This window comes from Cyclobacterium plantarum, assembly GCF_011290685.1.
Lineage (GTDB): Bacteria > Bacteroidota > Bacteroidia > Cytophagales > Cyclobacteriaceae > Cyclobacterium > Cyclobacterium plantarum.
The window spans coordinates 450,288-464,071 of the sequence record NZ_JAANYN010000002.1 but is presented as its reverse complement, the minus strand read 5'-3'; the positions used below and the strand labels follow the sequence as shown (position 1 = coordinate 464,071).

Here is a 13,784-nt window from a genome sequence, read left to right as displayed (position 1 = left end):
ATGAAAAAAGTATTGGATCTGGTTATTTCTCCAGAGGAGGCGTTTAACGAAACATTATTTCAACAGGTAGTCACCAAACAGTCCGGTTTATCAGATAGTGGGGGATTGATTATCCGACCCATTCGCAGGTCCATAGATGCGCGGGGAAGGAAAGTCAGGGTAAATGTGACAGTAGAGGTGTATGCAGCTGCTAATCCGCCACCCCTGATTTCATCAGAAAGAGACTATCCCAATGTCAGAGATAAGGATCAGCTGCTTATAGTGGGCGCCGGTCCGGCAGGTATGTTTGCAGCACTTAGGGCGATAGAATTGGGTGTCAAACCCGTTATCCTTGAGAGGGGTAAGGATGTAAGGTCCAGAAGAAGGGATTTGGCAGCTTTAAACAAACAGCATTTTGTGGATCCGGATTCCAATTATTGCTTTGGAGAAGGTGGTGCCGGCACTTATTCTGATGGTAAGCTATATACCCGTTCAAAAAAAAGAGGGGATATTCGCAGGATCATGGAAATATTGGTAGCCCATGGTGCAAAAGAAGAGATTTTAGTAGATGCCCACCCCCATATAGGTACCAATAAATTACCCATGCTGGTAGAAAACCTGCGCAAGCGAATTCTTGATAGCGGGGGAGAAATCCATTTCAATACCAAAGTGACAGACTTTATTTTGGAAAATGGGAGCATCAGTGGTGTCAGTACGAGGGAAGGCGAGCAGTTGAGGGGGATGGGGGTGATATTGGCCACAGGGCATTCCGCCAGAGACATTTACCGCCTTCTGGATCGCAGGCAAGTGCTCATAGCCGCCAAACCCTTTGCGCTGGGTGTGCGCATCGAACACGACCAAAACCTCATTGACCGCATACAGTACCATTGTCCGGTGGAAAGGGGAGAATATTTGCCACCTGCGGCTTACAGCCTGGTTCAGCAAACAGTTTTGGACGGAAAAAAGCGTGGTGTATTTTCATTTTGTATGTGTCCGGGTGGGTTTATTGTTCCGTCAGCCACTTCACCGGGGGAGATTGTGGTGAATGGGATGAGCCCTAGCAGGAGAGATGGGAAATTTGCAAATTCCGGGATTGTGGTAGCGGTGGAATTGGAAGACCTTAAGGCTTACAGGCAATATGGTCCATTGGCGGCCATGTATTTTCAGCAAGAAATAGAGCAGGCTGCCTGTCGGGCAGGAGGAAATACCCAAACAGCCCCAGCACAGCGTATGGTTGATTTTGTCCGGCATAAGTCAAGCAGTCAACTTTTAAAAACTTCTTATCAACCAGGGATTAAAAGTATAGACATGCATGAAATTCTCCCTGAATTTATTGGGAAAAGGCTGGCCATGGCTTTCCCTTTGATGGGGCAAAAAATGAAAGGTTATTATACCAACGAGGCGCAATTGATAGGTGTGGAAAGCAGGACTTCTTCTCCTGTGCGCATCCCCCGTGATAGGGAAACCTTTGAACATCCTCAGATCAACAGGTTGTACCCCTGTGGAGAAGGGGCAGGTTATGCTGGTGGAATCGTTTCTGCGGCCATGGATGGAGAAAGATGCGTAGAAAAATTGATTGGCAGGTACAAAGGGAAATTGGCTTGAAGGTTGTTGTATCATCCATGCTGAATTTACAAATATGACAAAAGATAAAAAGACAGTGATTATCGGTGCCAGCCCCAATACCTCAAGGTATGCGTATACTGCTGCCAGAATGCTCAGGGATAAGGGGGTTCCCTTTGTTCCAGTTGGGATCAAAACGGGAGAAGTTTTTGGGAAGGAAATCATGAACCTGAGGGAAAAACCCTTCATTCCCGATGTGCATACCATTACACTTTATATTGGGCCCAAAAACCAACCAGAATGGTATTCCTACATCCTCTCCCTGTCACCAACAAGGATGATTTTTAATCCGGGGACTGAGAATGTTGAATTCATGGAAATGGCGGAAGCAAAAGGTGTAGAGGTTTTGGCTGCCTGCAATCTGGTAATGTTGCAGACTAGTCAGTTTTAAACCTCCTGAGACTTAATGGCGCGCTGCATTTTTTGCCTTTGGAAAAATTTCTCCATAATCCATATGTGAGGTGCCGATATCAGGCTCACCAATACAAAAAAGAGCAAAGTTAATTGGGCTGTTGTAAACCAGGTATGGGAAACCAATAAAATGATGCCAATTCCAAATAAGCTTAAGAAAGAAAAAGGAATAAATACCGAATAATCAGCCTTTGGATTTTCTTTTCGGATATCCTTATAAATGTTCAAAAGATTGGGGAGGGAATGCCAAAATCCAAAATAGGTGGTAAAGGAAACGATTAGTGGAAGTTGGTATAGAAAAATTCCAAGCCATATCATTTCGAAGAGTAAGGGGCCGTTTGATTTATTGCATGTCTGATCCAAGATCCAGGCTGTCACCCATAGCAAAACTGGAATGAGCCATAGGGGGAAATCCGGAATTTCATTTAGGGTCAGAATTGGTGCCAGGACTACCTTTGTTGCTGCAAAGTCTCCCGAAAGAATGATGCTTAAGTAAAACCCTCCAACAATTAAATAGAACGGCGTTGCCAGGTTGTTTTTTGGCTTTCCAATCCAATGTCCCTGACCAAAATGGTACATTGAAATCAAAAGGAATATAAATAAGGAGAACTGGGGTAAGAAAATCCATGTCAACAAGTATATCAGGCCAATAGTCAAATACTTTAAAAAAAAAGATAGCTGAGGTTTTGTGCCAGAAGTTTTTTGAAAAAGAATGTGGTCAACTGCCCCATGGGGTATTCCTACCAATCCCATTACAATGGCAAACCACAAATAGTGATAAAATTCAAAATCACCAGGGATAAAGGACATTGAGGTTGCCAAAATAAGGGCCAGGATTTTTGAAGAATTTTCAATACTTTTCATAATTACCCAACGATTTTAAATAGACTCCAAATTTCACCTTTTTGAGTAAGGCAATTTCTTGCCAGATATCGGTACTTTCATGTAGAAACCGCAATATCTCTTCACCCTTATTTACCTGGAACAGATTAAAAAAAGTTGCAGGTAATTTTTCCGGCCATTTATAGGCGATATTTAAAAGGATATTGTCGTAGAAGCTAAACCTTTTTTTTCTGGGAAAATGAGATTTTAAGTTTCCCGCTGAGTTTTTGACAATTGCATCAACAATGTTTTTACAATGCAATTGGATATTATGGAAAGTGTAACCTGTGGCCGGTTTGGTACAACCTCCAATGGTGCCTGAATGTATAATGGAAGGACCGGTTTTACTCAAAATTCCTTTTGTGGTCATGGGTATAAACCCCTGCTCTTTTCTTAAAATATTGTATTGTTCAATGTTCAAAGTATCCCTTATGTATTTGTGAAGATTTTTTTGGAGTAAAGCATTATTCAATTGCTTTTCCCTGGTAAATTGTGTGTATTCTACCAGCGCTTTTCGTTTTCCGAAGGGGAGAATGTATACAAAGTCAGAGTTGTTTTTTGTCGGAGTCCTAAAATCCATTAAGGTTACACTCTCCGGGTCAAAAGCCGCTTCCCTGGATTCAATTACCCAACCCAGGAAGGATTGGTGCAGTAGCGCTTGGGAGGATGTTAAACCAGAAAAAATGGAAGAGTTAAAGATCAATTCCCCTTTAAATGATCCATTATGGACCGTTTCAACAGTCGATAAGTTGTTTTGGGAAGTAATATCTGTGATTTCATCCTGGATATAGGTAATGTTGGGATAGGCTTTGACCTTCGCCCATATTTCCCGGTAAAATTCTGTTGATGAAACCATGTAGTAGTTAAGCTGGCCAAGATGTTTTTCTAAAATCCCCTGATCGGAAATAATTTTTATTCTTTTCCAGGAAGTGGGTGCTTCTTTTTGTGCCGGATGAATATCAAGAGGCTTATCCGACCAATAACACCAGGATTTCTCTGTTTTTTGGTCCATACCTTTGTCTATGACCAAAATATCAGCAGTATGTAAAGGACTGTTGATGCAATGGTAGAGCATACTCAATCCCGCTGCCCCAAGGCCGGTAATGATAAGTTTGTAGGTCATTCTGATTTTAAAAAAAAACAGGTACTGATAATTTTTCAGTACCTGTAAGTCTACAATGGTTAGGCTACTTGAGCAGTAGTTTTTTTGGATTCTTTGATGGCAACAGAATAGATTACCAAACCAAAACCAATTTTATTGATTGCATCTGCGAGATTGTAAAAGAGGTCAATACTACTTACTTCAAACAGACCCGACAATAAATTACCTGGCAGTACCATGTAGCCAATCGGATATATCGACCAACCCAGGGTAATGAAGATTTTAAGTAGAAACATGGCTTTTTTCAGGGCAGGGCTATCAGAAGATTGAGACAATTTAGCAACATCCCCGGCAAAAACTTCATACACAATATAGAGGTAGCCCAAAGTAGACACAATGCCCCAGAAAATATTATTGTCTAAGCCGGAGGTTTCCCCTATATAACCTGTTACCAACATCACCAGCGAGGCAATGATTAATTTGGTCAATGTCGCTCCTTTGGCTCCAAAGGGTTTGGTTAATAGATAAAACTCCACACACATCAGGGGTACAGTAAGGGTCCAATCCACATACCTGAACGCTGTTGGGCTAGAACCGGTTTGGAGATAGAAATCTCTCATGTAATAGTAATGAATCGCAGCGATTCCTGTGATAAGTCCCGACACCAACAGGGAAGTTTTCCATTTCCCATCTACCGATGCCCTTTCTGCAAAGAAAAAGACAGCGGAAGCAAACATGGCCATGTACCCAATAAAAAAGGTAATGGCTACCGGATCACTGTTGATGATCCGGTCTAAGCCGATAATTTCTGCTAATAATACGAAATACATAATTTTTTAGTTAAATGAAAATCAATAAAGTTTAGAATAAAATTTTATTGATTATATAATTAAATACAATAAAATTTGTTTTAATTTAATTTTAAAGAATATAAAAAAAGTGTATAAATTACGTGAATTTGGTTTCAAGTTGTCTGATTCAGTAAGCAACTTTTAGCGAACAATAGCAGATTTTTGCTAAAAAAATCCGGTTTTTTTACCTATTTTTGTCTTTAATTTGGTTTTTAAATTTTGAAATGGTTAAGGTTTATCTTTTGCCATGAAATTGATCTATGAGTAAGGAAAAAAAGTCGTCAAACAGAAACGATTATTCAGCCCAGAATATTCAGGTTCTGGAGGGTTTGGAAGCAGTAAGAAAAAGGCCTGCCATGTACATTGGCGATATTGGCGTAAAAGGCCTGCATCATTTAATTTGGGAGGTGGTAGATAACTCCATTGATGAGGCACTTGCCGGTCATTGTGATTTCATTTCCGTAAGTATCAATGAGGACAATTCCGTTACCGTAGAGGATAACGGCCGGGGTATACCGATTGATTTTCATACCAAGGAAAACAAATCCGCATTGGAAGTTGTCATGACTGTCCTTCATGCCGGAGGTAAATTCGATAAGGATACTTACAAGGTTTCAGGAGGACTACATGGGGTAGGGGTGTCTTGCGTCAATGCGCTGTCCTCTTCTTTGAAAGCAACCGTTCATCGGCAGGGAAAGATTTATGAGCAGGAATATGTCAGGGGCGTTCCGCAGTATCAGGTAAGGGAGATCGGAAAGACTGAAGACAGGGGAACCCATATTCACTTCAAACCTGATCATGAAATTTTCCAGGTCCTGGATTTTAAGTATGAAACGATCGCCACCAGGCTGCGTGAGATGTCTTTCCTGAATGCTGGGATTAAGATTTTACTTAAAGATTTAAGGGAAAAGGATGTGGACGGGTTATACCGTACCGATGAGTTTTATTCAGAGGGTGGTTTGGTGGAATTTGTGGAATACCTTGATGAAACCAAACAAAAAATCATTGACACCCCTGTTTACATAGATACTGAAAAAAATGGAGTACCGGTACAGGTAGCCATGAGTTATAATAACTCCTACACTGAAAACGTGGTATCCTATGTGAATACCATCAATACCTATGAAGGTGGAACCCATGTGTCAGGGTTTAGAAGGGCCCTTACGCGTACCCTGAAAAGCTATGCCGATAAATCCGGTATGCTTGAAAAAGTAAAAATAGACATTTCCGGAGATGATTTTCGGGAGGGGTTGACAGCAGTCATTTCCGTAAAAGTAGCTGAGCCCCAATTTGAAGGACAGACCAAGACGAAACTTGGAAATTCCGATGTAACCGGAGCTGTGGATAATGCGGTATCAGAAGCCCTGCAGTTTTGGCTGGAGGAGCATCCCAAGGAAGCCAAAATTATCGTAGGCAAAGTTGTATTGGCAGCACAGGCCAGACTTGCCGCCAAAAAGGCAAGGGAAATGGTACAGCGAAAAAATGTTTTGGGTGGAGGAGGACTTCCCGGCAAGCTTGCTGATTGTGCCAATTCGGACCCCACTGTTTGCGAATTGTATTTGGTCGAAGGAGACTCTGCTGGCGGATCAGCAAAACAAGGCAGAGACAGGGATTTTCAAGCCATTTTGCCCCTTAAAGGTAAAATATTGAACGTAGAAAAAGCCCACGAGCATAAAATCTATGATAATGATGAGATAAAAAACATCCTGACTGCATTGGGTGTGAAATTTGGTACGGTAAATGACGAAAAGGAATTGGATCTTTCCCATCTCCGCTACCATAAAATAATCATCATGACCGATGCAGATATTGACGGATCACATATCCGTACATTGATCCTGACCTTGTTTTTCAGGTACATGAGAAACCTTATAGAAAACGGATATGTCTATATTGCCCTTCCTCCCTTATATTTGCTTAAAAGAGGGAAAGAAGAAAGGTATTGTTGGTCTGAAGAGGAAAGAAAGCGGGTCACTCAGGAGCTTGCCCCAGAAGGAAAAGTGGAAAGTGTGGGTATTCAGCGGTATAAGGGTCTTGGTGAGATGAATCCGGAACAACTCTGGACTACCACCATGGATCCAGAAACAAGAACCTTGAAACAGGTAACCATTGAATCGGCTGCTGAAGCCGATCACCTTTTCAGTATGTTGATGGGCGATGAAGTGGCTCCAAGAAGAGACTTTATTGAAAAAAATGCAAAATATGCCAAAATAGATACTTAATTGCTATGGTTTTGCGTTCTGAAATAAAAAAGGGCGGTTTGCCCTTTTTTTATTTTATGATTTATTTAGTATCATTGGTCGATTTTTTGCCTGAAAAAGAAAACAACTATGAAACTCATCCAACCCGATAAGATAGAAGAAACCATTCACAACAGTGAACTCATTAGCAGGGACCTGAGCTGGCTCAAGTTTAACGAGAGGGTTTTTGACCAGATTAAAAAGGACAGGAGAAATATTTTTGAAAAATTCAAATTTCTGGCCATTACTGCTTCTAATCTGGACGAGTTTTTTATGATTCGGGTGGGGTCGCTTTACAACTACCTGGATTACGATAAGGTTAGGATTGATTATTCAGGATTAAGGGAGGATGATTTCAAAAGAAAATTAATGATTGAGTCCCAAAATTTTCACAAGAGGTTACAACGACAATTTGTGAAAGAATTACTGCCCATGACCGAAGAAGCGGGATTCATCATGAGTAATGTGGGGAATTTAAAAGAAAAAGAACAAAAAACGATCAAAGATTATTTTTTCAAGGCCGTTTATCCCATGCTTACCCCAATGGTTTTTGATGGCTACCATACTTTTCCCATCCTGATGAACAAACTCCTGATCTTTGGCGTCGTAACCATAGGACCAGGTGAAAAAAAGGACAACAAAAAGCTCTCCTTTGTTCAGATCCCTTCCAATATACCACGGTTTTTTGAATTGGAACGGGAAGAGATAACGATTTACGTTCCCATAGAAGAAATGATCAGGGAACATATAGTTTCCCTTTTCAGGAATGTAACCATAGAATCTATCAATCTTTTCCGAATCACCAGGAATGGCGATTTCACACTCGAGGAGAGTGAAGACATGGATTCTAATTTTTTGGAGGAAGTGAAAAGAAAACTCAACGAAAGGAAGACAGGAAGGGTAGTTAGGATAGAGATTGAAGAAGGATACAGCAAATGGATGGTCAATTTACTGAAGCAAAGGTGGACCCTTCACGACGATAGTATCTTTAAAATAGAGCGAAGAAGCCTGATGGATTTTACAGGGCTTTGGCAGATAATAGGCAACAAACGTTTCAAAGACAGGATACCGCCTGTTCCAAATCCAATACCCCCGCTTTCCTATCCTGAAGCTGCTTCAGAAGATATTTTTCAGGTTTTGAAAAATAAGGATGTATTGTTGCATCACCCTTATAATGATATGGAACCCATTTTTGATTTGCTGGACAAGGCAGCAGATGACCCCCATGTAATGGCTATAAAAATGACCATTTACAGGCTGGCAAAAAATTCCAGGATCGTAGGTGCCTTATTAAAAGCTGTGGAAAATGGCAAACATGTTTCTGTTTTATTTGAGGTTAAAGCCCGTTTTGACGAAGAAAACAATATACGGGAAGCCAAAAAGATGCAAAAAGCAGGTTGCTTTGTGATCTATGGGGTCAGTAATTTCAAGACCCACACCAAGCTAATGCTTATTGTCAAAAAAGAGGAAAATAGGGTTACCCGTTACGTGCATGTGGGTTCAGGTAACTATAACGAAGAGACCAGTCGCATTTATACAGACATTGGCTTACTGACCACCAATGAAACCCTGGCAAATGATGTTTCAGAGTTTTTCAATGTAATCACAGGACATTCTGCTCCTACCAACTATCAAAATTTGATCACTTCTCCCAGAGATATGCGGAACAAGTTGATTGAATTTATAGATATTGAAGCCGAAAATGCAAGCAAGGGTTTGCCATCGGGGATTTTCATTAAAATCAATTCTCTGGAGGATTCTGCATTTATTTTCGCCCTTTATAAAGCTTCACAGGCAGGCGTGCAGATTAAATTAATTGTTCGGGGTATTTGTTGTTTGCGCCCAGGAAGAAAAGGACTGAGTGAAAATATTGAAGTGATCTCTATCGTCGGGGATTTCCTGGAACATTCCCGAATCTATCATTTTCACAATAATGGGGATTTCAGGACTTATGTAGGAAGCGCCGATGCCATGGTCAGGAGCTTTGACAAAAGACTTGAATCCTTATTTAGGGTTGAAAATGAGTTTTTACAAAAACAGCTGATGAATATCATTCGTTTTAACCTGAAAGACAATGAAAATGCATATGTGATGCAGGAGGATGGGCAGTATATCAGTAAAAATCCGGAAGAAGGGGAGGAACCCTTTAATATCCACCAACAGTTTTTTCAATTAAGCCCGGATATGATAGAAGGGGTAAAACTAATAGAGTAAAATTTATGAGACAGGAAAAAATTCCTGTCTTTTTTTATCAAAAAGTTGTTGGATCATACCATCTTTCAGGCCAAGGGCAGGGACCATTACTTTTTGGACATGGGCCTTTTCAAAGGCCACCAAATAAATTTTGGTAGCAGGAATGATTACATCAGCGCGGTCTTCATTCAAGTTAAGCAGGTTGATCCTTTCTTCAGTAGAAAAATTTTCCAGCTTGCTCAATACCTCTTTGATTTTGGATACATGCAAAAACAATCCCTTTCCTTTGACAGCCGCCAGCTCAAAGACCTTATTGATATTTCCTCCGGTGCCTATGCCTATAACATTTTTTTCCCGGGACAAATGTTCATTGATAAACTGTTCCATCTGCGAAAACAAAGGCTGGGAGGTCTGGTTTTCAAGGGTTCTCACGGAACCAATTTTGAATGATTTTGCAGCTGTTTTTTTTCCGTTTTTAAAAACATTCAACTCCGTGCTGCCCCCTCCGACATCAATGTGCAGATAAGTTTTTTTATCAATATGATTCCATAATGATTTATTGATAAGCTCAGCTTCCTTGTTGCCATCAATCAATTGTATCTTCAAACCGATTTCTCTTCTGATTTCCTCAGCCAGAATTTTTCCATTTTTTGCCTCCCTCATGGCAGAAGTAGCAAAAGCCAGGTAAGCATCCACTTCATAGAGTTGAATCAGAATTTGAAACGCTCGCATCAACTCCTTTAGTCGGTGGATATTTTCCGGACCAATCTCTTTCTTTTTGAAGGTGTCGTTTCCCAGCCGAAGAGGAAACCTCAGGTATTCAAGCCTCTTAAAATTATATTTTTCTTGAAAGAAATTGACTTTGGTGATTTGTAGCCGGATGGCATTTGACCCTATGTCTACAGCTGCAAGTTTCAATATAATTTTCCTTAAAAATAACGTATAATTACGGCGAAAAGGGAGTTGTTTCTCCCGTTCCCAGAATGGAAAAAACAACTCCCCTAATTTATGAATAATCCATTTACAAATTATTGATCTTCGGTCATCTATTTTTTCTTTCCAACAGCCAACAAAACAAAGCCGGCAATGACTGCAATTCCACCTGCATAGGGCGGCCAGTTAATGCTTTCTTCACTTTCGGCATTTACTTCCAAAGGTCCTGCATCAATTACCGTTTCCTCTGTGGTATAAGATATACCAGTTATCAAAAACATAACGATACCGGCAACAATAAGAATAATTCCTAAAATTTTCATAGTAACTTGAAAGGTTGATTAGAACCAAGTCAGTACAAATAGCTTACCAATTGTTATGATTGATTGATAAATCAAAATAAAAATTTACATTTTTTCATATTTCCCTTTTTTTAACTTTCTCTTTAGCCTAAAAAAATTTATAAATCCCAGTACCAGTAATGCAATACTAATCAGAAACGAGAAATAACCGAGTTCCTTTACATTTTCCAGGTCTTCCACTTTTATCAAGGCCGTTCCACTGACGATAAAGTAAAGGCTGGTACGGATGTAGGATAAAAGGGTCCTGTCATTGGCTAGCTTGGTCCTTTGCCTGGCCAAAAAATCTCTTACAATCAGTAAATCTTCTGTTTGATTTTCCATAAATTTGTTTTCGCTAGAGATTTTGAATTTTATTTAAACCCAAAAACTTTAATTTATTAACGCTTTACCTCAAAATTAAAGCTTAAATTTTCAAACAAATGTGGGTTTTATCACATTATTTTAAAATTAATAAAATCAGGGTATGAAAAAAATAGTATTGGTCCTCACGGCAACTTTTCTCTCTTTTGGCTTTTCAAAGGCTCAGGGGCAAAACACAACACCGGATCTGACTCCCAAGGATACCAGCTATTGGCAATCCGAATTTAGTGCTGGATTGAACTTTAATCAGGCTGGTTTCAGTAATAACTGGAAAGCAGGGGGAGTCAATTCTGTCGCTTTTGGAAGCATAATAGCGGGCAAGGCACTATACAGGAAAGATAAAGTTTCCTGGGACAATGAGCTTGAACTGTTATTTGGTATCGTAAGCAATGAGGGGGAGCAAACCAGAAAATCCAATGACAGGATATTTTTGGATTCCAAATTAGGCTACCAATTGACCGAAAAATGGTCCAGTTACTTCTCAGTAAACTACCTGACCCAATTTGCAGCCGGGTATAACTTTAATGATGACGGAAGCAGAACATTGATTTCTAAATTCATGGCCCCTGGTTTTCTGACTTCTTCTTTGGGCTTTGAGTACAAGCCTAACAATACTTTTTTTCTACGAATTGGGCCTTTTTCTCCCCGGTTTACTTTTGTAAATGATACCGAGATCATTAACAATGTGCCATCCAATTACGGGGTTCCAGCCGGAGACATGGTGAGGGTTGAATGGCTGGCCATGCAGGTTTTTGCCGGTCTGGATAAAGACCTGAGTGAAAACCTCAACCTTAAATCCAGGTACGCCATGTATGCCAACTACCAAACATTGTCATTAGAGAACATAGACCACCGGCTGGATGTGACTTTAACAGCCAAAATCACCAATATTATCAACGTGACCTTCACCGGAATCGGTCTTTATGATAAGGATCAGGATCCTGGAGTCCAATACAGCCAGGCACTGGCATTGGGTATTCTCTACAAGGTAGGTAACAAAAAATAGACTTTTGTTTACTTTTTGGCTGGTAAATTTGGTAATTCAACAGTTATTGTTAATTTTGTTTGTATTATGGTAGTTAAATAATAGTTGGTTTAGTTTTCAAAATAAAAAGCAGGAGAGGTTCTCCTGCTTTTTTGCATTTTATTTAATATCCACAAACCGCTTAAGTCTTTGTTGCAGAACAACTGCTTGTAGAAAAACAAATAATTGAAACCAAAAGGAAGATTTATCTTTTTATGGATTAAAGAAACTTACCTGGGATTTTACCATTTTTTTATTCGGATGATTTTTTTCTGCTTATTTTCGTTCGTACTTAATTGTTGAAAGTGTTTTAATGAATTCCGAAAAACAAAAACTATCTGTCTTATCCAACAAAATTGCAGGTTTACTGACCTTTATCAGAGACAGGTTTGACCTGCATGAAGGTAAGGAAGATGAAATTGAGACCATCGTATACATCAAGAAGAATGTGGAATTTCGGGGTGCCAACCTTTGGATCCTGATATTTGCCATCCTGGTGGCCTCTGTCGGGCTTAATGTAAATTCTACTGCCGTTATTATTGGCGCCATGTTGATATCTCCTTTGATGGGTCCCATAATGGGTATTGGATTGGGAGCCGGGATCAATGATTTTGAACTGATTAAGAAATCCTTGAAAAACCTGGGAATAGCAGTCTTGATAAGTATCATGACTTCCACGCTTTATTTTTCTTTTACACCGTTGAATGAAGCACAATCGGAGCTACTTGCCAGGACCGAGCCTACCATATGGGACGTTTTGATCGCACTCTTTGGCGGACTGGCGGGGATTATTGCTGGTTCGAGAAAGGAAAAAAGCAACGCCATTCCCGGAGTTGCCATTGCCACCGCACTGATGCCCCCTCTTTGCACTGCCGGGTATGGCCTGGCCACCTGGAACCTGTATTATTTTTTAGGAGCTTTTTACCTGTTTTTTATCAATTCCGTATTTATAAGTCTGTCAACTTATCTGATTGTCCGCTTTATGGGATTTCCCAAAAAGGAGTTTGTAGATGAACGGAGAGAAAAAAGAGTTAGAAATTACATCAGCATTTTTATTCTGCTTACCGTAGTCCCGAGTATATACCTGGCATATAATATTGTGAGAAGAACCATTTGGGAAAAATCCGCCAAAGAATTTGTGCAGACAGAATTTGATTTTCCAAGTACCCAAATCATCAACAGTAACTATTTTTATGAACCGGACAGCAGTGTGATCGAAGTGGCATTGGTAGGGCAGCGCATAGATGATGAAGAAATTTCCATCATTCAGAAAAAGACTGCAGCTTTTAAATTAACCCGCACTTATCTGGTAGTAAAACAAAGTGGTGATACGGGAATGGATATGAACATGTTGCGTTCTGATGTACTGAAGGATTTGTATGAAAGAAATGAGGCCATGATTCAGGACAAGGATCAAAAAATTGCCTTTTTGGAGAGAGAAGTAGCCCAGTATGTTGCTTCAACAGGAATGGTCAATGATTTGGCCCTGGAGGCCAGGGTAAATCATGCGGGTTTGACCGCTTTCTCCATAAACAGATCAGTAGTGGCAAATTTATCAGAGAACAGGCAGGACACCATTATGATTGCCATTGCGACATTCAAAAATTTGCCGGACGAGAGTGAGGAAAAACGTTTGAAAGATTGGCTCAGGGTTAGAACCAAAGCGGATTCGATTGCACTTATTATCAAATAAGGGGTTTTAAGGGAGCTTTTTCCGCACTTAGTATATTTCTTATTTTGAATTCCTTTCTACTGACCCCGCCTGAAAACACAAAAAGCTATGAAACACTGTCTCATAGCTTTAGTCAATTAACAATAAACCCA

12 protein-coding genes are annotated in these 13,784 nt (G+C 40.1%); 6 read left to right on the top strand and 6 right to left on the bottom strand.

The annotated features are described in order from the left end of the window. A complete protein-coding gene (locus G9Q97_RS06000; protein ID WP_166144162.1) occupies nucleotides 1-1,584 on the top strand; it encodes an NAD(P)/FAD-dependent oxidoreductase in 1,584 nt (527 codons plus the stop codon). Nucleotides 1,585-1,618: 34 nt separating this feature from the next. After that, nucleotides 1,619-1,993, top strand: a complete 375-nt coding sequence (locus G9Q97_RS05995; RefSeq protein ID WP_166144160.1) for a CoA-binding protein — start codon at nucleotides 1,619-1,621, stop codon at nucleotides 1,991-1,993. Here the strand turns inward: G9Q97_RS05995 and G9Q97_RS05990 are convergent. Genes G9Q97_RS05990 through G9Q97_RS05980 form a run of 3 tightly spaced genes read right to left on the bottom strand, consistent with a single transcriptional unit; the run spans nucleotide 1,990 to nucleotide 4,827 of the window. After that, the gene (locus G9Q97_RS05990; protein ID WP_166144159.1) at nucleotides 1,990-2,877 is read right to left on the bottom strand and encodes a Brp/Blh family beta-carotene 15,15'-dioxygenase; all 888 of its coding nucleotides are present in this window, start codon (nucleotides 2,875-2,877) and stop codon (nucleotides 1,990-1,992) included. The two genes, G9Q97_RS05995 and G9Q97_RS05990, sit on opposite strands and share 4 nt — an antisense overlap. After that, a complete protein-coding gene (locus G9Q97_RS05985; protein ID WP_166144157.1) occupies nucleotides 2,864-4,018 on the bottom strand; it encodes a lycopene cyclase family protein in 1,155 nt (384 codons plus the stop codon). Before G9Q97_RS05985 ends, G9Q97_RS05990 begins: the two co-directional genes overlap by 14 nt. A 59-nt stretch (nucleotides 4,019-4,077) precedes the next feature. After that, a complete protein-coding gene (locus G9Q97_RS05980) occupies nucleotides 4,078-4,827 on the bottom strand; it encodes a bacteriorhodopsin (protein ID WP_166144155.1) in 750 nt (249 codons plus the stop codon). A 281-nt stretch (nucleotides 4,828-5,108) separates the two neighbouring features. Between G9Q97_RS05980 and gyrB the strand changes: the two genes are divergently transcribed. Together gyrB and ppk1 are read left to right on the top strand one after the other, a co-directional pair. Next, nucleotides 5,109-7,070, top strand: coding sequence for a DNA topoisomerase (ATP-hydrolyzing) subunit B (gyrB, locus tag G9Q97_RS05975; RefSeq protein WP_166144153.1), 1,962 nt, complete (start codon nucleotides 5,109-5,111; stop codon nucleotides 7,068-7,070). Nucleotides 7,071-7,178: 108 nt separating this feature from the next. Next, on the top strand, nucleotides 7,179-9,302 hold the full coding sequence (gene ppk1 / locus G9Q97_RS05970) for a polyphosphate kinase 1 (protein WP_166144151.1): 2,124 nt from the start codon (nucleotides 7,179-7,181) through the stop codon (nucleotides 9,300-9,302). A gap of 3 nt (nucleotides 9,303-9,305) precedes the next feature. On the opposite strand, the gene G9Q97_RS05965 is transcribed toward ppk1, so the two are convergent. From G9Q97_RS05965 to G9Q97_RS05955, 3 genes are all read right to left on the bottom strand, one after another. Beyond that, nucleotides 9,306-10,199, bottom strand: a complete 894-nt coding sequence (locus G9Q97_RS05965) for a Ppx/GppA phosphatase family protein (protein WP_166144141.1) — start codon at nucleotides 10,197-10,199, stop codon at nucleotides 9,306-9,308. 128 nt (nucleotides 10,200-10,327) lie between these two features. Further along, nucleotides 10,328-10,537, bottom strand: coding sequence for a hypothetical protein (locus tag G9Q97_RS05960; protein ID WP_166144139.1), 210 nt, complete (start codon nucleotides 10,535-10,537; stop codon nucleotides 10,328-10,330). Nucleotides 10,538-10,621: 84 nt separating this feature from the next. Next, nucleotides 10,622-10,897, bottom strand: coding sequence for a DUF202 domain-containing protein (locus G9Q97_RS05955; RefSeq protein WP_166144137.1), 276 nt, complete (start codon nucleotides 10,895-10,897; stop codon nucleotides 10,622-10,624). Between the two features lie 142 nt (nucleotides 10,898-11,039). On the opposite strand from G9Q97_RS05955, the gene G9Q97_RS05950 reads away from it, so the two are divergent. Further along, nucleotides 11,040-11,942 (top strand): DUF3078 domain-containing protein, encoded by a 903-nt coding sequence (locus tag G9Q97_RS05950; protein ID WP_166144135.1) that lies wholly within the window; start codon nucleotides 11,040-11,042, stop codon nucleotides 11,940-11,942. Nucleotides 11,943-12,273: 331 nt separating this feature from the next. Beyond that, nucleotides 12,274-13,653, top strand: a complete 1,380-nt coding sequence (locus G9Q97_RS05945; RefSeq protein ID WP_166144133.1) for a TIGR00341 family protein — start codon at nucleotides 12,274-12,276, stop codon at nucleotides 13,651-13,653. Nucleotides 13,654-13,784 lie beyond the last annotated feature (131 nt).